Genomic DNA, 22,899 nt, shown 5'->3' with positions numbered 1-22,899 from the left:
CCGCCGTGATTAACCTCCCGGCCATGCGCACGAGGGGCTGGATCATCCCTGCGGCGGCCCTCGCGGCCGCTATCACCGCGGCGGGGTCGGCGGCCCAGCCGGCGACGCCCCGCGTCCCGCGCGACGCCGGCGCCCTGTCCGAACCCGTCGTCGTCGAACTGTTCACCGCCCAGGGCTGCGCCGGATGTCCGGAGGCCAACGCCCGCTTCGAGTCCGTCGCCGGCGAGCCCGGGGTGATCGCCCTGACCTATGCCGTGGACTACTGGGACTACCTCGGCTGGCAGGACACCTTCGCCCGCCCCGAATTCGCCCAGCGGCAGCGCGCCTATCGCCGGGCCCTGCGCCTGCGCGACATATCCACGCCGCAGGTGGTGATCGACGGTCGCCGCCAGGTCGTGGGCGCCCAGGCCACGGCCCTGCAGAGCGCCATCGACGAAGAGGCCGCGCGACGGAATTTTCCTCCGGAGATCGAATTCCGCATCGGCGGCAAGCGCGTCGGCGTCGGTTCGGGTCGCTCGCCCTCCGGGGGCGCGGAGGTGGTGGCCGTGACCTATACGCCCGGGCCCCAGGAGGTCGATATTGTCGCCGGCGACAACCGCGGCCGCACGGTGCGGCACGTGAACGTCGTGCGGTCGGTGCGGACCCTAGGCGACTGGACCGGACAGCCCGCGCTCTACGCCCTGCCCGGCGTACGCGAACCGGGCGAGGCCGTCGCGGTCCTGGTCCAGGCCAAGGTCGATCGGCGCATCCTGAACGGGGCCGTGCTGGACCCGGGCTGAACCCGTCAGCTTCCGTCAGTATCCCTGTTCTCGCAAACGCCCGGACAGTGCATGATCGGCCCGCGGTCCATGGGCCCGGACGGCGACGGGGACGACGATGCACATTGGCGTACGAAAACTGACCGCCCTCGGCCTCGTGGTCGGCGTCCTTCTCGGCGCGGCCGCGGCGGTCCCCGCCCGGCAGGATGACGCCGCGGCGACGCCCGCCGCGCAGGGCGTGACCCAAGTCGTGACCGCCGCCGAACTGGCCGCCTGGGGCCGCGAGCGCGGCGACGCCGGGGCCCTGATCATGGCCGCCAGACTGCTGGCCGAAGTGCCCCTGCGGTCGGCCGGAGTCGAGGGCGAGGGCGACCGCGAGGAGGAAAGGCCCTTCCTGACTGCCGTGACCCTGCTCGACGAAGCCGCCGCCATGGCCGGCGACAACACCGCCCTGATCGACGCCATCGACCGGCTGCGGGACCCGCTGACGCGCGGCGTCCGCTCGTCGACCTTCGGAGCCGGTCCGGTGCTGACGGTGAAATCCCTGCGCGCCCGCGAAAGCTGGGCCTTCGACGTGGAGGCGCGCGGCGGCGAAATCCTGCGGGTCGCGGCCATCGGCGACGGCGACACCAATATCGACCTGACGGTGCGCGACGCGCACGGGGCCGTGGTTTGCCGCGACGGGTTCGGCGACCATTATCCGGTCTGCACGGTATCGCCGCGGACAGGCGGCCAGATGCAGGTCGACATCGTCAACCGGGGCGACGTGTGGACCAAGGTCCAGGTCCTGAGCAACTGAGGTCCGCGGGATGATCGCAGCCAAGGCGGCAAGATGTCTGGCGACCGTCGCCGTGCTGGCCGTCGTCTTCCTGGCCGGCCCCGCTCCGGCGCGACAGGATACGCTCGCGAGCTTGCGGGCCGAAGCCTGGGAGGCGGCGCAATGGGCCATCGCCTCGGACGCCGCCGACGCCCTGGCCCGGGTCTCGGCCCGGTTCGCCCAGGGCGACGACGCCCTCGGCCGGCTGGCGGAAGAGCGCGAGGCCCTGATCGAGCGCCGCGACCGGCTGGAGCGCGAACTGGAGCGGCTTTACGCCCTCGACGACCCCGCGGCCCTGGCGACCCGGACGCAGACCCGGGCGGCCTGGGAGGCGGCGGTCGACCGGCTCAGGGTCGTGGACGCCGACATCGAGGCGCGTTTTCCCGCATATTCCGATCTGACCAGCCCGCGCGCCCTGTCGATCGCGGAGACCCAGGCCTTGCTGGGCCCCGACGAGGGCCTGCTGCTGGTCCTGGTCAATCCGGAGGCGACCTATGTCTGGGGCGTGTCCCGCGAGCGCGTCGAATGGGCCCGCGCCGACACCCTCGGGGACGCGGCGATGACCGCGGCGGTCGACCGGCTGCGCGCCTCCCTGACCAGCGCCGGGACGGCGAGGGGCGGTCAGGAGGTCGATCCGATCCTGTTCGCCGGTCCGCAGGCGACCCCGTTCGATCGGGCCACGGCCTATCATCTTTATACGGAGCTTGTCCGGCCGGTCGAGGCGGCGTTCGAGGGCAAGACCACCCTGATCTCGGTGGTCACCGGAGCCCTGACCTCGCTGCCGCTGTCGGTGCTGACCACCGGCGCCCCGGTCGGGGCCGACACGGCGTCCGACGCCCTCGCGGCGACGCCGTGGCTGATCGATCGCTACGCCCTCGCCACCCTGCCGTCGGTCTCGAGCCTCGAGGCGCTGCGTTGCCATCTGGTGGCCGACGCCGCCCTGCGCAGCCCCGGATGCCCGCCCCGTCCCGGCGCGGCGGCGCGCCCGGAAGCGGCGCGGGGAGCCCGGCTCGAGCTGGCCGCCTTCGGGGCGCCCCTGCTGACCGGGACGCCGCGGGACGCCACGCGCGGCGCTCCGGCGGCCGACGACGTCATGGGCCAGGGGCGGCTGGCCGATGTCGGCAAGCTGCGCGCCCTGCCGTCCCTGCCGGGCTCGAAACTGGAGCTGGAGACGCTGAAGATCCGCTATCCCGGGGCCCTGATCCGGATCGGATCCGAGGCGACCGAATACGCCGTCCGCGCCGACGACGCCGACGCCCTGTCGCGGGCGCGGTTCGTGGTCTTCTCGACCCATGGCCTGATGGCCGGGTCCGCTGCGGCCGAGCCGGGTCTGGTGATGACGCCGCCCGAGGAGGCCAGCGAGGCCGACGACGGCTATCTGAGCGCCTCCGAGGCCGCCCAGCTGCGACTGAACGCCGAGTTCGTGGTCCTGTCGGCCTGCAACACCGCCGCGTCCAACGGCCGGCCCGGCGGCGAGGGGCTGTCGGGGCTGGCCCGGGCCTTTTTCTACGCCGGCGCGCGCTCGGTGATGGTGTCGCACTGGGAGGTGTCCGACGCCGCCACGACCACGCTGATCACCTCGACCTTCGCCGACCTCGACGCCCGCGGCGCCGGCGACCCGGGCGCCCGCGCCCGCGCCCTGCAGGCCGGGATTCGCGCCGTCCGGGCCGAGCGTCGCTGGGCGCATCCGGCCTATTGGGCGGCCTTCACCCTCGTCGGCGAGCCGGGCTAGGCGCCCGCCTTCTTCGCGAAGCCCAGGGCCCCCTCGGCCAGCATCGGCACCTGGGCGGCCATGGTGCGGGCGTGGGCCGAGGCGGCCGTGCCGTCGCGGACCCGCCCGGCGATGCCCTGGCAGATGGCCGCCAGCCGGAACAGATTGTAGGCGAACAGCCAGTCGAGGTTCGCCGGCGCCGTCCCTGTCAGTTCCGCGTAGCGCTCGACCGTTTCGGCCACCGAGGGAATGCCCAGGGCCTCGATGTCGGCCCCGGCGAGGCCGTTGCGCGCCGTGGCCGGAATGACCCAGGCGATCAGCAGATAGGAGAAGTCCGCCATCGGATCGCCGAGCGTCGACAGCTCCCAGTCCAGCACGGCGCGGACCTGCGGCCCGTCCGGGGCGAGGATCAGATTGTCGAGGCGGAAGTCGCCGTGGACGATCCGCGTCGGCCCATCCGGCGGCAAGGTCGCGGGCAGGAATTCGATCAGCCGGTCCATGGCCGGGATCGGATCGATCTCGGACGCGCGGTACTGTTTGGTCCAGCGCCCCACCTGGCGCTCGAAATAGTTGCCGGGGCGGCCGTAGTCGCCGAGGCCGATGGCGGCCGGGTCGAAGGCGTGCAGGGCCGCCAGCGTATCCACCTGGCTGTCATAGATGGCGCGGCGCTGCGCCGGCTCCATGCCGGGCAGTTTCAGGTCCCACAGCACCCGTCCCTCGACCTTGTCCATGACGTAGAACATCGAGCCGATGACGCCGTCGTCGGTGCACAGGGCGTGCGGCCGGGCGACCGGATAGCCCTGTTTGTGCAGGGCCGAGATGACGGTGAACTCGCGGTCCACCGCATGGGCGCTGGGCAGCAGGGTCCCGGGCGGCTTGCGGCGCAGCACATAGGCGCGGCCGGGGGTGGCCAGCTCATAGGTCGGGTTCGACTGGCCGCCCTTGAACTGGCGTACGGTCAGGGGCCCGGCGTAGCCCTCGACATGGGCCGTCAGCCAGCGGTCCAGCGCCGCCTCGTCGAGGGCGTAACGGGGGTCCACCTCGCGAGTGCCGGAGAAGGTGGACTGGGCGTCGTCGGGGGCGGTCTGGGTCATGCGTCTTCCGGGTGGGCGGCGATGATGGCCGCCCGCACCGCGCCGCGCCAGCCCCTGAGCAGCCATTCGCGCTCTTCCGGCGCCATCCGGGGCGTCCAGCGCGCCGGGGCCTCGACCGGGTGATCCTCCAGATCGCCGATCAGGCCGACGCCCAGCGCCGCCAGCTTGGCCGCCCCGAGCGCCGTCATCTCCTGGAAGGCCGGGCGCTCGACCACCACGTCGCAGATGTCGGCCACGAACTGCATGGCGAAGGCGTTGGCGGTGACCCCGCCGTCGACCTTCAGCGCCTTGAGCTTCGGCGCCCCGTCCTTCGCCAGGGCGTCCAGCAGATCGCGCGTCTGGTAGGCGAGGCTCTCCAGAGCCGCCCGCACCATTTGGGCCGGGCCGCTGTCGCGGGTCAGACCGACGATGGTCCCGCGCGCGTCCGGCTCCCACCACGGGGCGCCCAGGCCGGTGAAGCCGGGGACCAGATAGACCCCGCCATTGTTCTTCAGCCCCTGGGCCATGGCCTCGGACTGGCGCGATTCGGTGATGACCTTGAGGCCGTCCCGCAGCCACTGGATGGCCGAGCCGGCCGAGAAGATCGAGCCCTCCAGCGCGTAGGCGATGTCCTCGCCGACAGCGTAGCCCAGGGTCCCCAGAAGCCGGCTGGTCGAGCCGACCGGTTCGGCCCCGACATTGGCGACCAGAAAGGCGCCGGTGCCATAGGTGATCTTGGCGTCCCCGGCCTTGAGCGCGCCATGGCCGACCAGCGCCGCCTGCTGGTCTCCCGCCGCCCCGTGGATCGGCAGGGCCACGCCGAACAGGGCCGGGTCGCAGTCGCCGAGGTGATCGGCGCAGCCGCGAATCTCCGGCAGCACCGCCATCGGCACCTTGAACAGGTCGGCGAGGTCCGGCCGCCACTGGCGCGTGGCCAGATCCATCAGCGAAGTCCGGCTGGCGTTGGTGGCGTCGGTGACGTGACTGGCCCCGCCCGTCAGCTTCCAGATCAGCCAGCATTCGATGGTGCCGACCTTGACCTCCCCCGCTTCCGCCCGGCCGCGCGCGCCGGGGACGGCGTCCAACAGCCAGGCGAATTTCGAGGCCGAGAAATAGGGATCGAGGATCAGGCCGGTCGCCGCCTGCACCATCGGCTCGTGCCCGGCGGCGACCAGTTTTCCGGTCACGTCCGCCGTGCGCCGGTCCTGCCAGACGATGGCGTGATGCAGCGGCTCGCCGGTCGCCGCGTCCCACAGCACCGAGGTCTCGCGCTGGTTGGTGATGCCGATCGCCGCGAACCGCCCGACGCCGCCGGCCTTGCGGATGACCTCGCGGCAGGTCTGCAGGGTCGCGGTCCAGATTTCGGCGGCGTCGTGCTCGACCCAGCCCGAGTGCGGGAAATGCTGCTGCAGCTCGATCTGGCTGACGGCGACGGGCCGCAAGCCACCCTCGGGCGCGGCCTCGAAGGCGATGGCGCGGGTCGAGGTCGTGCCCTGGTCGATGGCGAGGATGAGACTCTTCATCCCCCCACCTTACGCGGACGAAAGCGATGCGGTTAAGTGGGCGAATGCACACCGCTTCCTTCGCCGGCGTACAGGACGCCGCCCGCCAGCTGCTCGGCCACGCCGTCCGCACGCCCCTGATCGAAAGCCCGGCGCTGAACGCGCGCGTCGGCGGCCGCGTCCTGATGAAGGCCGAGACCCTGCAGCGCGCCGGGGCCTTCAAATTCCGCGGGGCCTGGAACCGGATCAGCCGGCTGACGCCCGACGAGCTGAAGCGCGGCGTCGTGGCCTATTCGTCCGGAAACCACGCCCAGGCCGTGGCCTGCGCGGCGCGGATGACGGGGACCAGCGCCGTCATCGTCATGCCCGCCGACAGCCCGAAGGTGAAGGTCGACGGCGTCATCGGCTTCGGCGGCGAGGTGCGGATGTACGATCGCTATGCAGAGAGCCGCGAGGATATCGGCGAGGAGATCGCCCGCACCCGCGGCTCCATCCTCGTCCGCCCGTTCGACGATCCCTTCATCATCGAGGGCCAGGGCACCATCGGGCTCGAGATCATGGACCAGGCGGACGCTCCGCTGGACCAACTGGTCTGCGGCGCCTCGGGCGGCGGCATGATCGCCGGAATCAATCTGTCGATGGCCGCCCTGTCGCCCGACACGCCGGTGATCGCGGTCGAGCCGCGCGACTACAACGACATGCAGCTGTCGATCGCCGCCGGCGAGCGGCTGACCCATGCCCCGGCGAAGGGCACCATCTGCGACGCCCTGATGACCGACCGGCCGGGCGCGCTGACCTTCCCCATCAACCGCCGGGTCGACCGGGTCGAGACCGTGTCGGACGCCGAGGTGGCCGAAGCCGTCCGCTACGCCTTCCACACGCTGAAACTGGTGGTCGAGCCCGGCGGCGCGGTGTCGCTGGCCGCCGTCCTGGCCGGCAAGGTCGAGGCCAGGGACCGCACCACCGCCTTGATCCTGTCGGGCGGCAATGTCGACCCGGCCCTGTTCGCCGCCATCATCGAAGACCGCTTCACCCCGGTCGCCTGAGGAGCCCGAAGCCCATGAGCCGCACCGAACGCAAGGGAACGCCGACACCGGTCGCCGACCTGCCCGGCCTGATCGGACAGGAGGTCGGCGTCAGCCGCTGGATCACGGTCGACCAGGCCCGCATCAACGCCTTCGCCGAAATCACCGAGGATCGGCAGTTCATCCACATCGACCCGGTCGCGGCGGCGCAGACTCCGTTCGGCGGGACCATCGCCCACGGCTTCCTGACCCTCAGCCTGCTGTCGGCCATGACCTATGACGCCGTCCCGCCGCTGGAAGGGGTGGTGATGGGGGTCAACTACGGCTTCGACAAACTGCGCTTCCTCGCCCCCGTGCCGGCGGGATCGAACGTCCGGGGCCGGTTCAAGCTCCTCTCCGCCGAGGACAAGGGCGGCGGGCGCTGGCTGCTCAAGCATGAGGTCACGGTCGAGATCGAGGGCGCCGACAAACCGGCCCTGATCGCGGAATGGCTGGGGATGCAGGTGGTGGGCGGCTAGTCGAAGGCCGCCAGCCGCTCGTCCAGCCGCGTCCGGATCGCAGGCCATTCCTCCGCGAGGATGGAGAAGATCACCGAACTGCGCACGCGGCCGGTCCAGGTGATCTTGTCGTTGCGCAGCGTGCCCTCCTCGACCGCGCCCAGCTTGCGCATGGCGGCGCGGCTGCGGGCGTTGATCGAATCGACCTGGAAGGAAACCCGGCCCGCGCCACAGGCGAAGGCGTGTTCCAGCATCAGCCGCTTCGTCGCCGGATTGACGACGCCGCCTCGGGCTGGGGGCCAGTAGTAGGTCGTGCCGATCTCGACCGCGCCGTTCTTCGCGTCGGGCGCGATGAAGGTGCTCAGTCCGACGACTTCGCCGGCGTGGATCACCGCGAACGGGATGCGCCATCCCTTCGCCTGCTGCGCCCGAATGGCGTCCCAGCCGCCGTCGAACTCCTGACCGCCCAGCGAGGTGTAGTACAGCGCAGGCCACAGGTCGGGATCGGCGTCGCAGGCGATGCGCAACGGCTCCTTGTGACGCTCCTCGAACGGTTCCAGCCGGACGAACCGGTTCTCCAGCACCGCGGGGACGAGTTTCATTCGCCCAGACACCTCAGCGCCACTTCCAGGTTCCGCAGCCCGTCCTCGCCGGTCACCGCCGGCGGTTCGCCGGTGCGGATCGCGTGGGCGAAGGCCTCCAGCTCCTTCTTCAGCGGCTCGGCGGGCCAGCTGTTGACGGCCCGGGTCTGGTAGGAGCCGTCGGCCTGCTGGCCGAAATACTCCGTGACCTGACGGGTGATCAGGTCGGCGACCACGAAGCGGTTCATGGTGGCCACCTGCAGGGTGCGGACCTTGTAGGGGGTCACCCAGTTGGTGGTGATGTGGGCGATGGTCCCGTTCGCCAGCCGGAACTGCAGCAGGGCCGTGTCCTCGCGCTCGGCGCGGGTGCGGGCCAGCTGGGGTTGGACCTCGACGATCTCCGAGTCCGTCAGGTGACGGATGATGTCGATGTCGTGCACCGCCAGATCGATGACCACTCCGACCTCGCCCATGCGCGGCGGGAAGGGGCCGACCCGGGTGATCTGGATCGAGATGACGTCGTCGCCGTCGATGGCGCGCTTGACCGCCTCGACCGCCGGGTTGAAGCGCTCGACCTGGCCGACCATCAGCACCCGGTCGTTGGCCCTGGCCGCGTCGATCATGCGGCGGGCGTCCGCGACCGTCGCCGCGATCGGCTTCTCGACCAGGACATGGACCCCCTTCTCCAGCAGGGCCACGGTCAGATCGGCGTGGGCGCGGTTGGGCGTGGCCACCACCGCCGCGTCCAGCCCGGCGTCGATGAAGGCGCCGGCCGTGGTGACCGGCTCGGCGCCGTAGGCGGCGGCGACGCCCTGGGCGGTGACCGCGTCGGGATCGAACACATGGGTCAGTTCGACGTCGCGGATGTCGGCCAGGACCCGGGCGTGGTTGCGGCCCATGACGCCCGCGCCGGCGACGCCGATCCTGAGGACAGGCTGGTGCTGGGTCATCGGATCAGGCTCCGTACGAGGCGACGGCGGCGATGACGCGGTCCTGCGTCGCCTCGTCCAGGTCGGCGTGCATCGGCAGGCTGATGACCCGGTCCTTGAGTCGTTCCGTCACCGGCAGCCCCTGCGGCCCGCGCGGGTACATGTCATAGGCCGGCTGCAGGTGCAGCGGGATCGGATAGTAGACCGCCGTGGGGACGCCCTGTTCCCTCAGATGCGCCGCCAGCCCGTCGCGGTCCTCGTGCTCGATGGTGTACTGGGCCCAGTTCGAGATGTTGCCCGCCGGCACGTCCGGCACGGCCGCCACGTGCGGACGCAGGCCCGCGTTGTAGCGGGCGGCGATGCGGTTGCGCCATTCGATCTCCTGACCGAACACCTTCAGCTTCTCGATCAGGACGGCGGCCTGGATGGTGTCCAGACGACTGTTCAGGCCGATGCGCATGTTCAGATATTTGGGATCGTGGTCGAAGGTCTTGCCGTCCAGATCCCGCGCCACCGCCTTGCCGTGCACGCGGATGGAATCGATCAGCTGGGCCAGGTCGTCGTCATTGGTCAGAACCGCCCCCCCGTCGCCGTAGCAGCCCAGCGGCTTGGCCGGGAAGAAGCTGGTGGTGGTGATATCGGCCCATTCCAGCGGATGCTTCCCGTCGAGGGTGCAGCCGAAGCCCTGGGCCGAATCGGAGATCAGCTTCAGGCCGTATTTGTCGCAGATCGCCTTGAGGGCCGGATAGTCGGCCGGCTGGCCGAACAGGTCGACGGCGATGACCACGCGCGGCTTCAGCCGGCCTTCCTTGAGCGTCGCCTCGATGGCCGCTTCCAGATGGCCGGGGTCCATGTTGTAGGTCGCGGCGTCCACGTCGACGAACACCGGCTCGGCATCGAACCAGGGCACGATCTCTGCGGTGGCGGCGAAGGTGAAGCTGGGCACGAAGACCGCGTGGCCGCGGCCGATCCCCCAAGCCATCAGGGGCAGGGCCAGGGCGTCGGTGCCGTTGGCGCACCCGAGGGCGTGCTTCGCCTGACCGAAGGCGGCCAGATCGGCCTCGAACTGCCGCACCTGCGGCCCCATCACCCAGGCGCCGCCGACCACGGCGGCCTGCACCGCGGCTTCGATCCGGCCGTTCAGGCGAAGGCGCTGGGCCTGCAGGTCGATGAAGGGAATGGTCATGTCGGGACGATCTCCGGGCGTGCCCGCGGGCACAGGCGGCGCGGGAGCAACGCCCGGCCGAAGCTGGCGCTCCCTACCAAATCGCGCGCCGCCAGGCCAAACCCGCGCCCGTCACTTCGCGTGACGGGTTGCAACGACCGTGTACGGCGGCGTATGCGCAGGGACCATGACATCCGGCGTCCCCGCCGTCTTCCTCGATCGCGACGGCGTGCTGATCGAGGACACCGGCTATCCCCATCTGGAAGAGGACCTGCGGCTGGCGCCCGGCGCGGCCGAGGCGGTGCGGCGACTCAATCAGCTCGGCTATCTGTGCGTCGTGGTGACCAACCAGTCCGGCGTGGCGCGGGGTCTGTTCAGCGAAGACCAGATGAAGGCCTTCAACGCCCTGCTGGTGCGGCGGCTGGCGGCGAAGGGGGCGATCATCGGCGCGGTCTACGCCTGCCCCTTCCATGCGGAGGCGCGCGATCCACGGTATTTCCACGCCGACCATCCGGACCGGAAGCCCAACCCCGGCATGATCCTGCGGGCCATCACGGAACACCGCATCGACCCGGCGAAGAGCTTCCTGATCGGCGACCAGCCCTCGGACATGGAGGCGGCGAAGCGCGCCGGCGTGCCCGGCTTCCGGTTCGAGGGGGGAAATCTGGATTCCTTCGTCCGCGACCTGCTGGGGCACTGAGCGGGCGTCAGGATTCGGCGGGTGGGATTTCTCCGGCCGATGAAATAACCTCCGGCAAACGCGCCGGAGCCCTCGATGACCCAGACCTTCGCCGAACGCCGATGGACCAGCGCCGACGGCCTCAGCCTGTACGCCCGCGACTACGCCGCGGCGTCGGGTCCCGCGAAGCTGCCGGTGATCGCCATCCACGGCCTGACCCGCAACTCGGCCGACTTCGACGCCATCGCCCCCCTCATCGCCCAGAGCGGCCGGCGGGTGCTGGCGGTGGATGTCCGCGGACGCGGACGGTCGGACCGGGCCCCCGACCCGATGACCTACCAGCCGCCGACCTATGCGCAGGACGTGCTGGCCCTGATGAAGGACCTGGGCGTCGAGCGCGCGGTCTTCCTCGGCACCTCGATGGGCGGGCTGATCACCATGGCCCTGGCCGCCATCCGTTCGAAGGTCATCGCCGCCGCCATCATCAACGACGTCGGCCCCGAGGTGTCGCCGGTGGGGCTGGCGCGGATCGCGGCCTATGCCGGACAGCCGGTCGAGATCAACAACTGGGCGGACGCGGCGGCCCATGTCCGCAAGACCAACGAGATCGCCCTGCCGCACTATTCGGACGCCGACTGGGACGCCTTCGCCCGCCGGACCTTCCGCATGGGCACGGAGGGGACGCCGGTGCCGGACTATGATCCCGACATCATGGCGCCGATCCGGGCGGCGGGCGCCAAGGCCCTGGTCCCCAATCTGTGGCCCTTCTTCACCCGGCTGGCCAGGGGCCGGCCGACCCTGCTGGTGCGCGGCGAGACCTCGGACCTGCTGAGTCCCGAGATCGCGGCCCGGATGCGCAAGCGGGCCCCGAAGATGGATTTCGTCGAGGTTCCGGGCGTCGGCCACGCCCCCATGCTGGACGAGCCCGAGGCCAAGGCGGCGATCTTCCCGTTCCTGGGGGAGGTGGACTGATGCCCTGGGCCGGCGGCGTGCTGTGGTCCGGCCTGGCGGTCAGCGGCATCGTAACGATCTCGCTGCTGCTCTATCTCGAATTTCGCCTTCACGCGCTGAAGCAATCGGGCGATCTGCCCGCTTCGACTCCCAGCCTGTTCGGGTTCGGAGGGAATTTCACAGGCGTCTGGCAGACGGTTGACCTGCCCCTGCTCTATTCCCGCCACTACCGGGAGATCGACGCGCATGCCCGGCAGATCGTGCCGATCGTTCGCATAACCCTGCCGCTTACACCGATCCTTCTGCTGGCGGCCGCCTTCACCTGATCAGGCGTCCGGAACATTCGCCTCCAGCTCATCCAGCCAGACCCGCGCCGTGGCGTCCGAGGGCGCGCGCCAGTCGCCCCGGGGCGACAGCGAACCGCCGGTGACCACCTTGGGCCCGTTGGGCAGGGCCGAGCGCTTGAACTGGCTGGTCTGGAAGAAGCGGACGAGGAATTTCCGCAGCCAGTGTTTGATCACCGCCAGGTCGTATTCGATCTTCTCTTCGTCGGGCGTCCCCGCCGGCCAGTGACCGACCGAGGCGTCCTTCCACGCCTGATGCGCCAGATACGCCGCCTTCGACGGCTTCATGCCGAAGCGGGTGACGTAGAACAGGAAGAAGTCGTTCAGGGCGTAGGGCCCGACGGCGCTCTCGGTCGACTGGATCCTGCCGTCCTTCGCCGGCACCAGTTCCGGCGAAATCTCGGTCCCGAGGATGCCGCGCAGGACCGGAACCGCCTCGGCTCCCACCACCTCGCGGTCGGCTACCCAGCGGATCAGGTGACGCATCAGCGTCTTCGCGACGCCGCCGTTGACGTTGTAATGGCTCATGTGGTCGCCGACGCCGTAGGTCGACCAGCCCAGCGCCAGTTCCGACAGGTCGCCGGTGCCCAGCACGAAGGCGCCGTTCTGGTTGGCCAGCCGGAACAGATAGTCGGTGCGCAGCCCGGCCTGGACATTCTCGAATGTGATGTCGTGGACCGGTTCTCCCTTGGCGAAGGGATGGCCGATGGCCTCCAGCATGGTCGTGGCGGTCGGCCTGATGTCGATCTCGGCCCCGGTGACGCCCAGCGCCCTCATCAGCGCCCAGGCGTTCGACTTCGTCCCTTCCGAGGTGGCGAAGCCCGGCAGGGTGTAGCCGAGGATGCCGGTGCGCGGCAGGCCCAGCCGGTCGAAGGCGCGGCAGGCGACCAGCAGGGCCTGGGTCGAGTCGAGCCCGCCCGAAACGCCGATGACGAGCCGCTCGCCATTGGTCGCCTTCATCCGGCGCATCAGCCCCTGCACCTGGATGTTGAAGGCCTCGTAGCAGTCCTGGTCCAGCCGCGCCGGGTCGTCCGGCACGAAGGGGAAGCGGTCGAGGGGGCGGAGGAGGTCGCCGGCCGGGCCCGGTCCCGCCTCGAACGGCACGACGGTCGCGGGCTCGCCCTCGATGCGGGCGCAGTCGGCGAAGGTGCCGTTGCGCAGCCGGTCCAGTCCGATCCGCTCGACGTCAATGTCGGCGACGGTCAGGTGGGACTCCAGGGCGAACCGCTCGCCCTCGGCCAGTTTCGCGCCCGTCTCGTGGATCGTCGCCTGGCCGTCCCAGGCCAGGTCGGTGGTGCTCTCGCCCCAGCCCGAGGCGGTGAAGACATAGGCCGAGATCGTCCGCATCGACTGGCTGGCGCACAGGATCGCCCGCTCGTCGGCCTTGCCGATGACGATATTGGACGCCGACAGGTTGAGCAGGATGCGCGCCCCGGCCAGGGCGGCCCGGGTCGAGGGCGGTTGCGGGGCCCAGAAGTCCTCGCAGATCTCGATCGCGAAGACGAAACCCGGCCGGTCGGCCGCCTCGAAGATCAGCCCCGGGGCGAAATCGATCGTCTCGCCGCCCAGCACCACCGCGTCTTCCGACCGGCTGGCGGCTGGCGCGAACCAGCGCTTCTCGTAATATTCCCGATAGTTGGGCAGATAGGTCTTGGGCACGACGCCCAGCACCGAGCCCGAGCCCAGGGCCACGGCGCAATTGTACAGGGCGTCGCCGTTGCGGATCGGCGCGCCGACCACGGCGATCACCCCCGCCGCGTCCGCCGCCTCCGCCAGGACGGCGATCTGCCGTTCCACCTCGTCCAGCAGGGCGTCCTGCATCAGCAGGTCGTCGATGGCGTAGCCGCTCAGGGACAGCTCCGGAAAGACCAGCAGATCCACGCCCTGTTCGCCGGCCTGGCGGATCAGGGTGATGTGCTCCCCGGCGTTGGCGACGGGGTCGGCGGTGTGGACCACCGGCGTCGCGGCGGCGACGCGGACGAAGCCGTGGGTGCGGGGCGAGTGGAACGGATGGGACTTGGGCAAGCGTCGGTTCCTGCGGTTCAGTGCTCATTTAGAGGCAAAGGCCGCGGCGCGCCACGATTGCCCGTGACCTTCAAACCCCCGGCGGCTAAAGCGGGTCCATGAACGACGCGCCGAAAAAGGGCTGGCTCTCGCGCCTGACCGAGGGCCTCTCCCGCTCCTCGAAACAGATGACCGAACAGGTCGTCTCCGCCTTCGTCAAGGAACCGCTGTCCGAGGCCGCGCTCGAGGGGCTGGAGGAGCATCTTCTGGAGAGTGATCTCGGCCCGGCCGCCACCGACCGCATCGTCGCCCGCTTCCGCGACCTGCGTTTCGGGGCCGGGGCCAATGAACGCGAGGTCAGGGAAGCCCTGGCCGAGGCGGTCGCCGCCGAGCTGGTCTCGCACGAGGCCCGCTACGCGCCGCTGGACGGCCCGCGCCCTTTCGTGACCCTGTTCGTCGGGGTCAACGGCTCGGGCAAGACCACCACCCTGGGCAAGATCGCGGCCGACCTGACCGGTCAGGGCGCCAAGGTGATGATCGTGGCCTGCGACACCTTCCGCGCCGCCGCCCGCGAACAGCTCAAGGTCTGGGCCGAGCGGGCCGGGGCGACCTTCGAGAGCCGCCGCGACGGCGCCGATCCGGCCGGCCTGGCCTTCGACGCCTATACGAGGGCGAAGGCCGAGGGCTACGACGTGGTCCTGATCGACACGGCCGGCCGGCTGCAGAACAAGTCGGCCCTGATGGACGAATTGCTGAAGATCGTGCGGGTGCTGAAGAAGATCGATCCGGAGGCCCCGCACGAGACCCTGCTGGTGCTCGACGCCACCGTGGGCCGCAACGCCCTGGCCCAGGAGCAGATCTTCGGACGCACGGCCTATGTGTCGGGCCTGGTCATGACCAAGCTGGACGGCACGGCGCGGGGCGGGGTGCTGGTGCCCGTGGCCCAGGCGTCGGACGCACCGATCAAGCTGATCGGGGTCGGCGAGGGGATCGACGACCTGCAACCCTTCGACGCCCGGGCCTTTTCACGGTCCCTGGTGGGGCTTGAGGACTGACGCATGAACGACGCCGAACCCGCCCCCGCCCCCGCGCCCGCACGCGACAACCGTCTGCGTCAGGCCGTCGATTTCGGCGGCCTGCTGGCCTTCGGCCTCGCCTTCCTGGTCCTGCGCCTGCGCGGGATGAGCGGCGACGAGGCCCTGGTCCAGGCCACCTGGGCCCTGGTCGCCGGCTCGGCCATCGCGGTAGTCGTCGGCCTGGTGGTGGAAAAGCGGCTGGCCCTGATGCCGCTGCTGGTCGGCGGCTTCGCCCTGGTCTTCGGCCTGCTGACCCTGCTGACCGGCGACGGCCTGTGGGTGAAGGTCAAGGTCTCGGTGCTCAACGCCTCGCTCGCCGTCGCCCTGCTGGGCGGGCTGCTGCTGGGCAAACAGCCGCTGAGGGCCCTGCTCGGCACGGTCATTCCGATCAACGACCGGGCCTGGCGGATCCTGACCTTCCGCTATGGCCTGTATTTCCTCGCCGTCGCCGCGGTCAACGAACTGGTCCGCAGCGAGGCCCTGGTCGGCTGGGCCGCCGCCCGCATCGGCCGCGCCGACGTCGATCCGGCCGATGTCTGGGTCAGCTTCCGGGGCGTGCTGTGGGTCGCCTCGTCGGCGTTCGGCCTGTCCCAGATTCCGCTGATCATGAGGAACCTGACCTCGACCGACAAACCCGTCGATCCGATGGCGCCGGCGGAGCCCGACACCGCGCCCTGAACCGCCGGCGGATCGTCCGTCGTCAAACCGTAAAGCGCCGCTGCTACGTCTGCGTCATCGAGGCCCAAGGGGATACGGTTCATGGTCAAGTCCGGGAACAAGGCGAAACGCGCCGCAGGGCTGGCGGGATCGCCCAGCCACCTGATGCATCGCGTGCTGCAGCTGGCGCTCGACATCTACGCGGAAGAGACCGGGCCCGACGGCCTGACCCAGCGCCAGTTCGCGGTGCTGGAGGCGGTGTCGCACAAGTCCGGCCTGACCCAGACCGATCTGGTCCGCGCCACCGGCATCGACCGCTCGACCCTGGCCGACCTGGTCTCCCGCATGACGACAAAGGGTCTTCTGGACCGCGAAAAGTCGACGGTCGACGCCCGGGCCAAGGCGGTGCGCCTGGCGCCCGCGGGCGAGGCGGCGCTGAAGGCGGCCCGGCCGCGCGTCGAGGCCGCCGACAAGCGCATCCTGGCCCTGCTGCCCAAGGGCAAGCGCGACGGCTTCCTCGATCTTCTGGCCGAACTGGCCGGCGAGGCCGACGCCGCCCCCGCCAAGGCCCGGGCCGAGGCCAAGGCGGCCAAGAAGGCCGCCCGCGAGGCGAAGAAGGCCGAGAAGCTGGCGAGGAAGGCCGACAAGCCGGCGAAGGCCAAGGCCGAAAAGCCTGAAAAGGCCGCCAAGGCGAAGAAGGCCAGGGTCGTCGAGCCGGCCTGACGCCGGGCCTCCCTCAGTCCATCAGCTGCTGGGCCAGGTAGACGTAATGCCGGGCCCAGCGGCGGGCGTTGGCGACCGGGTCGGCGTCGTTGGAATGGCCGCCTGACGTCTCTTCATAATAGAGGTGGTCGTAGCCCATGTCGGTCAGGCGGGCGGCGAATTTGCGCGCGTGGCCCGGGTGGACGCGGTCGTCGCGGGTGTTGGTGGTGATGTAGACGCGCGGATAGTCCGCCCCCGGACGAAGGTTCTGGTAGGCGGAATAGCGGGCGATCCAGGCGGCTTCTTCCGGAATGCGCGGATCGCCGTATTCGCCGATCCACGAGGCCCCGGCGGGCAGTTCGTGATAGCGCAGCATGTCGATCAGCGGGCTCTCGATCACCGCCGCATTGATCAGCTCCGGGTGCTGGGTCATGGTCACCGAGGTCAGGACCCCGCCGTTGGAGCGGCCGTAGATTCCCGTGCGCCGCGGCGAGGTGATCCCGCGCCGGTGCAGGTCGGCGGCGACCGCCGCGAAGTCGTCGAAGGCCAGCTGGCGGTTCTCGTTCAGCACCGACTGATGCCACTCCGGCCCGAACTCCCCGCCGCCGCGGATGTTGGCGTTGACGTAGACGCCGCCATTTTCGAGCCAGAGCTTGCCCATCTCGGGGATGTAGGCCGGCGGCTTGGACACCTGGAATCCGCCGTAGCCGTAGATGATCGTCGGAGCATGGCCGTCCATGACCAGGTCGCGCGGCCGGGTGACGAAATAGGGGATCTTCGTGCCGTCGGACGAGGTGGCCTCGAACTGTTCGACGACGTGGGTGGAGGCGTCGAAGCGGGCGGGGGCGGACCTCAGGGTCTCGGGCGCCGACGTCGCCGGCTCCAGTAGACCCAGCGTGTTCGGCGTCAGGAACCCCTCGGACGACACAAAGACGCGGCCTGACTTCTTCGACGAGTCGCCAAGCCCTACCGCGCTGTTGTCGGGGCCCTGAAGTTCCGTCATGCGCCAGCGGCTCGGAAAGTCCCCGCCCGGGCGGTCAAATCTCATCAGCTTGCCGGTGACGTTGTCGGACATGGACGCGATCAGAACGCCGTCCAGAACCCTGACGTCCTGCAGCGACTGGCGCGGCGACGGCACATAAACCAGGTGGGGGTCGCCGTCGGTGGAGACGCTCGGGCGGACCGCCCCGGTCAGATGGGCCAGCGGAACCGCGAGCAGCGTGCCAGGTCTGAACCTCCCCGCGATGAGACCCCAGGGTTCGTCATTCGAGAAGATCAGGGCTCCGCGGGTCACGCCGAAGATGGACACCCGTTCCGGCAGGGTCAGTTTCACCGGCGCGCCCTCGACCACCTGCCAGGTCTCGCTGCGGAAGGTGTCCAGCGGCCGGCTGATGATGACCGCCTCGATAGCCCCGTCCCTGTCGCGATACACCGTCGGGCTGACCCCATACCCGCCGTCGCCGATGTCGCCGCGATAGACTTCGGTCGCCTGATCCAGCGTCTGGCCGCGCGTCAGCGACTTGACGATGAAGGGGTAGCCGCTCTCTGTGAGGGTGTTCGGGCCGAAGTCGGTGGCGACCAGAAGCGTGTCGCGGTCCAGCCATTCGAGCCGGTGCTTGCCCTCGGGCAGGATGAAGCCGTCCTCGACCCACAGGCCGGTCGTGGTGTCGAACTCGCGCACCGTCACGGCGTCCTTGCCGCCGTCGGACAGGCTGACCAGGCAGCGCGTCTCGTCGGGGGCCAGGCAGTCGGCGCCCTTCCACACCCAGTCCCTGTCCTCGGCCCGGGACAGGGCGTCGACGTCGAGCATCGTCTCCCACTGCGTATTCGCCGAGCGGTAGGACTCCAGCGTCGTGCGCCGCCACACCCCCTTGGGATTGGCCGCGTCCTGCCAGAAGTTTCCGATGCCCTCGCCGAGGAAGGATGGAGAGGGAATGCGGTCGGTGGCGGTCAGGATCGCCTCGGCCTGCTGCCGGAACGGCTCATAGCGGCGGTCGCCGGTCAGGGCGGCCAGCGAGCGCTGGTTCTCGCCCGCGACGAAGGCCATGGCCTCGGCGCCACTGACCTCCTCCAGCGCCAGATGGTCGTCGGCGGCGCGGACGCCGGCGGGGGTCAGGTCGGACGGCATGTGCGGCGGGGGCGCCTGCATGACGCGCGGGACATCGGCGACGTTCAGGGCCGGAACCTGCATCTGGTCCGGGCCGCCCGCGCAGGCCGCAAGCAGGAGCGCCGGGATTGCGGCGGACAGGATCAGTCGGTTCATCGCACTACAACTTTCCGCTCATCCCGGCGAAAGCCGGGGACCCAGATCTTTCGGGCGATCGGCGCCGCCCGTGTCGCAACCCGCTAATCCCAGCCGCCGATGCTTCAACGAAAGCACTGGGTCCCCGGCTTTCGCCGGGATGAGCGGATGGTTGGGGGCCTATTCCGCCGCCGGCCCATCCATCAGCCGCCGCGTCAGATAGGTGTATTCCAGCGCGATCCGCCGCGCCGTCTCGCGCAGATTGGCCCCCGCCGCATGGCCGCCGTCGGTGTTCTCATAGAACAGCACCGGATAGCCCAGCTCTTCCAGCCGCGCCGCCGCCTTGCGGGCGTGGCCCGGATGGACGCGGTCGTCCTTGGTCGAGGTGTGGATGAAGACCTCGGGATAGGGCTGGCCCGCCTCGAGCCGTTGGTAGGGCGAATAGGCCTCGATCCAGGCCCGCTCCTCCGGAATGTCCGGATTGCCGTATTCGGCCATCCACGAGGCGCCGGCCAGCAGCCTGTGGAAGCGCAGCATGTCGAACAGGGGCACCTGGATGACCGCCGCGTTGATCAGGTCCGGCCGCTGGGTCAGCATCGCCCCCATGAACAGCCCGCCCTGCGAGCCGCCCATGATCCCGAGCTTCGGCTGGCTGGTGACGCCACGCGCGATCAGGTCCAGGGCGACGGCCTGGTAGTCCTCGTGCGCCCGCTGCCGGTTCTGCTGCAGGGCCGCCTGGTGCCAGTTGGGGCCGAACTCGCCGCCGCCGCGGGTGTTGGCGATGACATAGACCCCGCCCCGCTCCAGCCACAGCTTGCCCACCGTGGCCGAATAGCCGGGCAGCAGCGACGACTGGAAGCCGCCATAGCCGTACAGCAGGGTCGGGTTGGAGCCGTCCATGGCCATGTCGCCGCGGTGGACGACGAAATAGGGGATCATGGTGCCGTCGGCGGAACGGGCCTCGAACTGGTCGACCGTCATGCCCGTGGCGTCGAATTTGGCCGGCAGGGATTTGGTCAGGTCCGCCGCGCCGGTCGCCGCGTCGGCGAGGAACAGGCTGGACGGGTTCAGATAGCCGGTGACGTTGACGAAGACGCGGTCGTCCTGCTCGCTGGCCGAGCCGACGCCGACCGAGACGTTCTCGGGCAGGTCCAGACGGCTGCGGGTCCATTCGCCCGACGGATTGGGCTCATAGACATAGACCGAGCCGCGCACGTTTTCGTACAGGGCCACGACCAGCTTGTTGCGGGTGTTGGAGATGCCCTCGACGGCCTCGCGCGGCCCCGGGCGGATGACCAGTTGCGCCGGGACCGAGGGGTCGGCCAGCCAGGCCTGCAGGTCATAGGCGATGGCATCGCCGGTTTTGAATTCCTGTCCCGAGGGGGCGGTCCAGTCCTGGTCGGTGGTGAAGACCATCTGCCCACGGACGAGGGCGTTGATGTTGGACTTGGCCGGCAACTCCAGCTTCGTCGTCGTGCCGTCGGCGTTCAGCCGGTGCGTCTCGCCCTCGTAGAAGCTGACGCCGCGGTTGATCAGGGTCGCCTGCACCACGCCGTCGGCGTCGCGCAGCGTATAGCCCGAGACCGAAACGTCGGTCGGCTGGCCGGTGAAGACCGTCTGCGCCTGGTCGATCGTCTGGCCGCGCTTCAGCACCTTGACGATCATCGGATAGCCCGAGCTGGTCAGGGTGCCGGGGCCGAAGTCGCGCGAGATCAGCAGGGTGTCCGCGTCCACCCAGGACGCCCCGCCCTTGGACTCCGGCAGGACGAAGCCGCCCTCGACGAAGGTCCGGGTGGCGCGGTCGAACTCGCGGATGGTCACCGCGTCCTTGCCGCCGTCCGACAGGGAGACGAGGCAGCGGGTCTCTTCGGGCGGCAGGCAGGTCGACCCCTTGTAGACCCAGTTCCTGCCCTCGGCCGCGGCCAGGGCGTCGATGTCGAGGACGGTCTCCCAGGCGGGGGCTTCGGAGCGATAGTTGTCGAGGGTGGTGGTGCGCCAGACGCCGCGCACATGCTCGGCGTCCTGCCAGAAATTGTCGATCGTGCCGTCGTGGTTGAAGCCGGGGGAGGGGATGCGGTCGCGCGACTGGACGATCTCCAGCGCCTGCTGGTGCAGGGTCTCGAAACGCGGGTCGCCGCGCAGAACGCCGAGCGAATGCTCGTTGTGCGCATTGACCCAGGCCATGGCGCGCTCGCCCTCGATCTCTTCCAGCCAGAGATACGGATCGGTCGCGTCCGACGTGGCGAAGCCGCCCGAGACCTCCGCGGCGGCCGGCGCGGGAACTGCGGTCTGGGCCATGGCGACGCTCGAAAGGACGGGGGAGGTGAGAAGCGCGGCGAGCGCGGCGGTGCGGATCATATGGTCTGGTCCCCGACGGAAGTCGGGCGGCACCTTATCCCCCGCCGGACCCCGGGCAAGGCGACCGGGGGCATCTTACGGATTTGTCATCTTGCCGGATCAGGCCCCGTCGTCGGGAATGCAGAGAACCTCGCCGCAGGCCTTGCAGTGGACGGCGTCGGGGTCGTGCTTCTGCAGGCCGCAAACGGGACAGGGATATTTGATCTTGTGCGGCTTGAAGATGGTCTGGGCCAGCCGCAGGAACAGGGTGATGCCGGTCAGCATGACCACGATCGACAGCAGCCGCCCCCAATTGCCCGGCAGGGTGATGTCGCCGAACCCCGTCGTGGTCAGGGTGGCCACGGTGAAATACAGGGCGTCCAGATAGCCGCTGATGCCGGGGTGGCTGTCGCGGAAGGTGGCGTAGACGAAGCCCGTGACCACGAAGATGAAGGTCACCAGCGACGCCAGGGCGCGCGTGATCTCCTCCACCCGGGTGTCGTCGTATTTGCGTCCCACGGTGCGCCAGAAGAAGTCCGAGTGCAGCAGGGTCCACAGCCGCAGCAGGCGCAGGAAGCCGAAGTTGAACAGCCAGGCCGGAAACAGCAGGGTCGCCAGCACGAACAGGTCGACCCAGGTCGCCGGCTTCCTGAGCCAGTCCTTCCAGTCGGTGTGGGCGTAGGCTCGCGCGGCCAGGTCGGCCCCCAGCACCGCGGCGATGAGGTAGTCCACCACATAGAAGACCAGCCCCGCCTCGTGCAGGATCGGGGCGGCGAGGAAGAAGCCGATGATGGCGAAGTCGATGACGATGACCGCCAGCCGGAACCGCACCGCCGGCGGCGATCCGCCATGGTAGAGGTAGCGCAGTCGCGCCCTCAGCCGCAGCCCTTCGGCCTTGTCGGGAACGGACTTGCTGGCGGGCGTCGCGCGACTCATGGTCCAGCTTAACGCGGTTCTCTCGCGTCAGGTCCAGCCCGTCGCTATATGTTGCCCGGTATGACCCGTCCCTTCGTCAAGATGAACGGCGCCGGCAACGACTTCGTCGTCGTCAATGCGCTGGAGACGCCGTTCGCGCCGACGGCCGATCAGGCGCGCGCCGTCGCCGACCGCGAGACCGGCGAAGGCTGCGACCAGCTGATCGCCATCGAACCGTCCACGACGGCGGACGCCTTCATGCGGGTGTGGAACGCCGACGGCGGGTCGGTCGAGACCTGCGGCAACGCCCTGCGTTGCGTCGGCTGGCTGCTGATGCAGTCGAGCGGTCGGGACGAGGTCCGGATCGACACCCTGGGCGGTCCGACGACGGCCCGGCGCGCGGCCGACGGCCGGATCACGGTGGACATGGGCGCGCCCCGGCTGGAATGGGATCAGATTCCGCTGGACGAGGAAATGGACACCCGCGGCATCGAACTGCAGGTCGGGCCGATCGACGATCCTGTGCTGCACACGCCGGGCGCCGTCTCCATGGGCAATCCGCACGTGGTCTTCTTCATGGACCACGCCCCGAACGACGGCTTCGTGCGCGGCACGGGCTCCCTGATCGAGCATCACCCGCGCTTTCCCGAGGGCGTCAATGTCGGCTTCGCCCATGTGATGGCGCCCGACCGCATCCGCCTGCGGGTGTGGGAGCGGGGCGCCGGCCTGACCCGGGCCTGCGGCACCGGCGCCTGCGCCGCCCTGGTCGCCGCCGCGCGGCGCGGCCTGACCGGCCGGGCCGCGACCATCGAGGTCGACGGCGGCGAACTGACGATCAACTGGGACGAGGCGACGGACCACGTCTTCATGACCGGGCCGGTCGAGGTCGAACGGACGGGAGCGCTGACGGTCTGACCCGTCGACGGTTGTCGCG

The 22,899-nt window shown here is 70.1% G+C and carries 21 protein-coding genes; 12 read left to right on the top strand and 9 right to left on the bottom strand.

The genetic code is table 11. The features are described from left to right. Window positions 1–23 precede the first annotated feature (23 nt). The 3 genes from Q8Q71_RS05005 (at window position 24) to Q8Q71_RS04995 (ending at window position 3,307) form a co-directional block, all read left to right on the top strand. Window positions 24–779: a thioredoxin family protein gene (locus tag Q8Q71_RS05005; protein ID WP_305758546.1), complete on the top strand. Its 756-nt coding sequence runs from the start codon at window positions 24–26 to the stop codon at window positions 777–779. 97 nt (window positions 780–876) lie between these two features. Then, the gene (locus tag Q8Q71_RS05000; RefSeq protein WP_305758545.1) at window positions 877–1,557 is read left to right on the top strand and encodes a hypothetical protein; all 681 of its coding nucleotides are present in this window, start codon (window positions 877–879) and stop codon (window positions 1,555–1,557) included. 10 nt (window positions 1,558–1,567) lie between these two features. Further along, window positions 1,568–3,307: a CHAT domain-containing protein gene (locus Q8Q71_RS04995; protein ID WP_305758544.1), complete on the top strand. Its 1,740-nt coding sequence runs from the start codon at window positions 1,568–1,570 to the stop codon at window positions 3,305–3,307. Here the strand turns inward: Q8Q71_RS04995 and Q8Q71_RS04990 are convergent. Then, window positions 3,304–4,380 carry a phosphotransferase family protein gene (locus Q8Q71_RS04990; protein ID WP_305758543.1) on the bottom strand — a complete coding sequence of 359 codons (1,077 nt, stop codon included), beginning with the start codon at window positions 4,378–4,380 and terminating at the stop codon, window positions 3,304–3,306. The two genes, Q8Q71_RS04995 and Q8Q71_RS04990, sit on opposite strands and share 4 nt — an antisense overlap. Next, entirely contained in the window at window positions 4,377–5,882 is a 1,506-nt protein-coding gene (gene glpK / locus Q8Q71_RS04985) for a glycerol kinase GlpK (protein WP_305758542.1), read from the bottom strand. The genes Q8Q71_RS04990 and glpK overlap by 4 nt, the downstream gene beginning before the upstream one ends. Before the next feature lie 44 nt (window positions 5,883–5,926). Here glpK and Q8Q71_RS04980 point away from each other — a divergent pair, with 44 nt between their 5' ends. Both Q8Q71_RS04980 and Q8Q71_RS04975 read left to right on the top strand, forming a co-directional pair. Further along, the gene (locus Q8Q71_RS04980; RefSeq protein ID WP_305758541.1) at window positions 5,927–6,907 is read left to right on the top strand and encodes a threonine/serine dehydratase; all 981 of its coding nucleotides are present in this window, start codon (window positions 5,927–5,929) and stop codon (window positions 6,905–6,907) included. Window positions 6,908–6,921: 14 nt separating this feature from the next. Continuing rightward, a complete protein-coding gene (locus Q8Q71_RS04975) occupies window positions 6,922–7,404 on the top strand; it encodes a MaoC family dehydratase (protein ID WP_305758540.1) in 483 nt (160 codons plus the stop codon). On the opposite strand, the gene Q8Q71_RS04970 is transcribed toward Q8Q71_RS04975, so the two are convergent. From Q8Q71_RS04970 to Q8Q71_RS04960, 3 genes are read right to left on the bottom strand one after another with little or no spacing between them, the layout of a single operon-like run. Next, window positions 7,401–7,985 (bottom strand): GNAT family N-acetyltransferase, encoded by a 585-nt coding sequence (locus tag Q8Q71_RS04970; protein WP_305758539.1) that lies wholly within the window; start codon window positions 7,983–7,985, stop codon window positions 7,401–7,403. The two genes, Q8Q71_RS04975 and Q8Q71_RS04970, sit on opposite strands and share 4 nt — an antisense overlap. Then, on the bottom strand, window positions 7,982–8,914 hold the full coding sequence (locus Q8Q71_RS04965) for a Gfo/Idh/MocA family protein (RefSeq protein ID WP_305758538.1): 933 nt from the start codon (window positions 8,912–8,914) through the stop codon (window positions 7,982–7,984). The genes Q8Q71_RS04970 and Q8Q71_RS04965 overlap by 4 nt, the downstream gene beginning before the upstream one ends. A 4-nt stretch (window positions 8,915–8,918) precedes the next feature. Next, window positions 8,919–10,079 carry a DegT/DnrJ/EryC1/StrS aminotransferase family protein gene (locus tag Q8Q71_RS04960; RefSeq protein ID WP_305758537.1) on the bottom strand — a complete coding sequence of 387 codons (1,161 nt, stop codon included), beginning with the start codon at window positions 10,077–10,079 and terminating at the stop codon, window positions 8,919–8,921. Between the two features lie 166 nt (window positions 10,080–10,245). Between Q8Q71_RS04960 and Q8Q71_RS04955 the strand changes: the two genes are divergently transcribed. The 3 genes from Q8Q71_RS04955 to Q8Q71_RS04945 all read left to right on the top strand — a co-directional run bounded on the left by Q8Q71_RS04955 (window position 10,246) and on the right by Q8Q71_RS04945 (window position 12,014). Beyond that, complete coding sequence (locus Q8Q71_RS04955) at window positions 10,246–10,758, top strand: HAD family hydrolase (protein ID WP_305758536.1); 513 nt, start codon at window positions 10,246–10,248, stop codon at window positions 10,756–10,758. A gap of 75 nt (window positions 10,759–10,833) precedes the next feature. Continuing rightward, window positions 10,834–11,709 (top strand): alpha/beta fold hydrolase, encoded by an 876-nt coding sequence (locus Q8Q71_RS04950; RefSeq protein ID WP_305758535.1) that lies wholly within the window; start codon window positions 10,834–10,836, stop codon window positions 11,707–11,709. Further along, window positions 11,709–12,014: a hypothetical protein gene (locus tag Q8Q71_RS04945; RefSeq protein WP_305758534.1), complete on the top strand. Its 306-nt coding sequence runs from the start codon at window positions 11,709–11,711 to the stop codon at window positions 12,012–12,014. Before Q8Q71_RS04950 ends, Q8Q71_RS04945 begins: the two co-directional genes overlap by 1 nt. Here the strand turns inward: Q8Q71_RS04945 and Q8Q71_RS04940 are convergent, their stop codons facing one another. Further along, window positions 12,015–14,057 (bottom strand): NAD(+) synthase, encoded by a 2,043-nt coding sequence (locus Q8Q71_RS04940; protein ID WP_305758533.1) that lies wholly within the window; start codon window positions 14,055–14,057, stop codon window positions 12,015–12,017. 98 nt (window positions 14,058–14,155) lie between these two features. On the opposite strand from Q8Q71_RS04940, the gene ftsY reads away from it, so the two are divergent. The 3 genes from ftsY (at window position 14,156) to Q8Q71_RS04925 (ending at window position 16,492) form a co-directional block, all read left to right on the top strand. Further along, on the top strand, window positions 14,156–15,091 hold the full coding sequence (gene ftsY / locus Q8Q71_RS04935) for a signal recognition particle-docking protein FtsY (protein WP_305758532.1): 936 nt from the start codon (window positions 14,156–14,158) through the stop codon (window positions 15,089–15,091). 3 nt (window positions 15,092–15,094) lie between these two features. Continuing rightward, window positions 15,095–15,790 (top strand): inner membrane-spanning protein YciB, encoded by a 696-nt coding sequence (locus Q8Q71_RS04930; protein ID WP_305758531.1) that lies wholly within the window; start codon window positions 15,095–15,097, stop codon window positions 15,788–15,790. 81 nt (window positions 15,791–15,871) lie between these two features. Then, window positions 15,872–16,492, top strand: coding sequence for a MarR family winged helix-turn-helix transcriptional regulator (locus Q8Q71_RS04925; RefSeq protein WP_305758530.1), 621 nt, complete (start codon window positions 15,872–15,874; stop codon window positions 16,490–16,492). A gap of 13 nt (window positions 16,493–16,505) precedes the next feature. Here the strand turns inward: Q8Q71_RS04925 and Q8Q71_RS04920 are convergent, their stop codons facing one another. The 3 genes from Q8Q71_RS04920 to Q8Q71_RS04910 all read right to left on the bottom strand — a co-directional run bounded on the left by Q8Q71_RS04920 (window position 16,506) and on the right by Q8Q71_RS04910 (window position 21,986). Beyond that, window positions 16,506–18,734 (bottom strand): prolyl oligopeptidase family protein, encoded by a 2,229-nt coding sequence (locus Q8Q71_RS04920; protein WP_305758529.1) that lies wholly within the window; start codon window positions 18,732–18,734, stop codon window positions 16,506–16,508. A gap of 159 nt (window positions 18,735–18,893) precedes the next feature. After that, window positions 18,894–21,071, bottom strand: a complete 2,178-nt coding sequence (locus tag Q8Q71_RS04915) for a prolyl oligopeptidase family protein (RefSeq protein WP_305758528.1) — start codon at window positions 21,069–21,071, stop codon at window positions 18,894–18,896. 99 nt (window positions 21,072–21,170) lie between these two features. Next, entirely contained in the window at window positions 21,171–21,986 is an 816-nt protein-coding gene (locus Q8Q71_RS04910) for an ion channel (protein WP_305758527.1), read from the bottom strand. A gap of 60 nt (window positions 21,987–22,046) precedes the next feature. Between Q8Q71_RS04910 and dapF the strand changes: the two genes are divergently transcribed. After that, on the top strand, window positions 22,047–22,880 hold the full coding sequence (gene dapF, locus Q8Q71_RS04905) for a diaminopimelate epimerase (RefSeq protein WP_305758526.1): 834 nt from the start codon (window positions 22,047–22,049) through the stop codon (window positions 22,878–22,880). The last annotated feature ends 19 nt before the right edge of the window (window positions 22,881–22,899 follow it).

It is taken from the genome of Brevundimonas sp. (genome assembly GCF_030704825.1).
Classification (GTDB): domain Bacteria; phylum Pseudomonadota; class Alphaproteobacteria; order Caulobacterales; family Caulobacteraceae; genus Brevundimonas.
The sequence above is the reverse complement of the archived record's forward strand: the minus strand, read 5'-3'. Positions and strand labels throughout refer to the sequence as shown.

Excerpts from the sequence above, each read along its gene's own strand:
- dapF (WP_305758526.1), top strand. The coding sequence starts at position 22,047 with ATGACCCGTCCCTTCGTCAAGATGAACGGCGCCGGCAACGACTTCGTC.
- Q8Q71_RS04955 (WP_305758536.1), top strand. The coding sequence starts at position 10,246 with ATGACATCCGGCGTCCCCGCCGTCTTCCTCGATCGCGACGGCGTGCTG.
- Q8Q71_RS04995 (WP_305758544.1), top strand. The coding sequence starts at position 1,568 with ATGATCGCAGCCAAGGCGGCAAGATGTCTGGCGACCGTCGCCGTGCTG.
- Q8Q71_RS04920 (WP_305758529.1), bottom strand. The coding sequence starts at position 18,734 with ATGAACCGACTGATCCTGTCCGCCGCAATCCCGGCGCTCCTGCTTGCG.
- Q8Q71_RS04915 (WP_305758528.1), bottom strand. The coding sequence starts at position 21,071 with ATGATCCGCACCGCCGCGCTCGCCGCGCTTCTCACCTCCCCCGTCCTT.
- glpK (WP_305758542.1), bottom strand. The coding sequence starts at position 5,882 with ATGAAGAGTCTCATCCTCGCCATCGACCAGGGCACGACCTCGACCCGC.
- Q8Q71_RS04965 (WP_305758538.1), bottom strand. The coding sequence starts at position 8,914 with ATGACCCAGCACCAGCCTGTCCTCAGGATCGGCGTCGCCGGCGCGGGC.
- Q8Q71_RS05005 (WP_305758546.1), top strand. The coding sequence starts at position 24 with ATGCGCACGAGGGGCTGGATCATCCCTGCGGCGGCCCTCGCGGCCGCT.
- Q8Q71_RS05000 (WP_305758545.1), top strand. The coding sequence starts at position 877 with ATGCACATTGGCGTACGAAAACTGACCGCCCTCGGCCTCGTGGTCGGC.
- ftsY (WP_305758532.1), top strand. The coding sequence starts at position 14,156 with ATGAACGACGCGCCGAAAAAGGGCTGGCTCTCGCGCCTGACCGAGGGC.
- Q8Q71_RS04980 (WP_305758541.1), top strand. The coding sequence starts at position 5,927 with ATGCACACCGCTTCCTTCGCCGGCGTACAGGACGCCGCCCGCCAGCTG.
- Q8Q71_RS04990 (WP_305758543.1), bottom strand. The coding sequence starts at position 4,380 with ATGACCCAGACCGCCCCCGACGACGCCCAGTCCACCTTCTCCGGCACT.
- Q8Q71_RS04910 (WP_305758527.1), bottom strand. The coding sequence starts at position 21,986 with ATGAGTCGCGCGACGCCCGCCAGCAAGTCCGTTCCCGACAAGGCCGAA.
- Q8Q71_RS04970 (WP_305758539.1), bottom strand. The coding sequence starts at position 7,985 with ATGAAACTCGTCCCCGCGGTGCTGGAGAACCGGTTCGTCCGGCTGGAA.
- Q8Q71_RS04925 (WP_305758530.1), top strand. The coding sequence starts at position 15,872 with ATGGTCAAGTCCGGGAACAAGGCGAAACGCGCCGCAGGGCTGGCGGGA.
- Q8Q71_RS04960 (WP_305758537.1), bottom strand. The coding sequence starts at position 10,079 with ATGACCATTCCCTTCATCGACCTGCAGGCCCAGCGCCTTCGCCTGAAC.
- Q8Q71_RS04930 (WP_305758531.1), top strand. The coding sequence starts at position 15,095 with ATGAACGACGCCGAACCCGCCCCCGCCCCCGCGCCCGCACGCGACAAC.
- Q8Q71_RS04975 (WP_305758540.1), top strand. The coding sequence starts at position 6,922 with ATGAGCCGCACCGAACGCAAGGGAACGCCGACACCGGTCGCCGACCTG.
- Q8Q71_RS04950 (WP_305758535.1), top strand. The coding sequence starts at position 10,834 with ATGACCCAGACCTTCGCCGAACGCCGATGGACCAGCGCCGACGGCCTC.
- Q8Q71_RS04945 (WP_305758534.1), top strand. The coding sequence starts at position 11,709 with ATGCCCTGGGCCGGCGGCGTGCTGTGGTCCGGCCTGGCGGTCAGCGGC.